The sequence below is a fragment of the Polaromonas sp. P3_C2 genome (genome assembly GCF_056402675.1).
In genome coordinates, this window is sequence record NZ_JBFUGX010000772.1 from 1 (window position 1) to 1,754 (window position 1,754).

General features: G+C 63.5%; 1 protein-coding gene. It reads right to left on the minus strand.

All coding sequences use genetic code 11. The features are described 5' to 3' along the window. On the minus strand, nt 1-1,715 hold a 1,715-nt coding region (locus AC1DWI_RS21770), incomplete at its 3' end, for a DEAD/DEAH box helicase (protein WP_477725742.1). Nucleotides 1,716-1,754: the final 39 nt, after the last annotated feature.

Here is a 1,754-nt window from a genome sequence, read left to right on the forward strand (position 1 = left end):
TCCTGACGGCGCGGGCCGCGGTCATTGAAACCGGAACGGTCGCCATAGCCACCCTGTGGTCCAGGAGCGCGGCCCTGGAAGGGAGCACGATCGTCACGGTCGTTGTGACGAGGTGCGCCGAAGCCGCCACCGCCAGCACCACCGCCAAAGCCACCTGCAGGCTTGCGGCCGGCATAGCCGCCACGATCACCACCACCGCCGAAGCTGCGGCCACCGCGGTCGCCGCGGTCACCGCCGAAGTTGCCGCGTGGGCGATCGGAGGTCGGGGCAAAGCGCTGCTGTGGCTCCAGACCGGCGATCACGCTGGGCTTGAGGTTCTGCTGCATGTAGTGCTCGATGTCCTGGATCTTGCGGCGATCGCGGAACTCGGCAATCGTGATCGCCTGGCCTTCGCGGCCGGCGCGGCCGGTACGGCCAATGCGGTGCACGTAGTCTTCGGCTTTCATCGGCAGGCCGTAGTTGATCACGTGGGTGATCGACGGAACGTCCAGGCCGCGGGCAGCCACATCGGTAGCGACCAGGATCTGGACACGGCCGTCGCGGAAAGCCATCAGGCGGCGGTTGCGCAGGCCCTGGCCCAGTGCGCCATGCAGCGCCACAGCGCTGAAGCCTTCCTGCACCAGGTCATTGGCCAGGCCGTCGCATTCAACCTGGGTGCAGGCAAACACGATCGACTGGTTCATGGTGGTGTCGCGCAGCGAATGATCCAGCAGCTTGCGCTTGTGGGTCATGTTGTCGGCCCACAGCAGAGACTGGGTGATCGACGCATGTTTTTCATGCGGCGAGTCGATCTCGACGCGCTGCGGCTGGCGCATCACACGCGTGGCCAGTTGCATGATGCGCGGCGCAAACGTGGCGCTGAACATCATGGTCTGCTTGCGCTCGATCGTGAGCTGGTTGACTTCGGTCAGGTCGTCGGCAAAGCCGAGGTCCAGCATGCGGTCGGCTTCGTCGACGACCAGGAACTGCACCTGGTCCAGCTTGATCTGCATGCTGCGCTGCAGGTCGAGCAGGCGGCCGGGGGTGGCCACCACGAGGTCGGCATTTTGCAGCTTGGCAATTTGCAGCTGGTAAGGAATACCGCCCACCACGTTGGCAATGCGCAGGCCGCGGCAATGGCGAACCAGGTCGATTGCGTCGGCGCAAACCTGCTGGGCCAATTCACGCGTCGGGCACAGGATCAGTGCACCGGGCGTGGCAGCCTTGAAGTTGCGCGGGCTGGTCGGGTCCTTGCGCTTGGGTTTTTTCAGGGGTGCTTCGCCGCGGGCGACGGCTTCGGCGCTCAGGCGTTCAAATTCGGAACGCTCAAAACGCTCGGCTTCTTCCTGCTGTTTCAGCAGGGTGTGCAGCACAGGCAGCAGGAAGGCTGCGGTCTTGCCGCTACCGGTCTGGCTGGAAACCAGCAGGTCGGTGAATTTGGCTTTGGGGTCGTTCTTGGCGTCGTGGTCCAGGGCCTGCATGGCCTTGGGGATGGTGGCCATCTGCACGGACGTCGGCTGGGTAAAACCCATGTCGGCGACAGCTTGCAGGAGTTCCTTGGCCAGGCCCAGCTTCACGAAACCGTTGGGTTCGGCTGCAACAGCTTCCAGGGAGGTTGCGGCTGCCGAAGGCTCGTCCGAAGAGAAGTCCGGAATCACGTGGATCACGGCTTCAGCGGTGGTATCAATATTTGTGTCGGGCAAAACGTCGCCACGAGCCTCAAAAGAGTCAGTCATGTTTTTTCTCACTAATCACCTGTGCGCAACGCTTTTGGC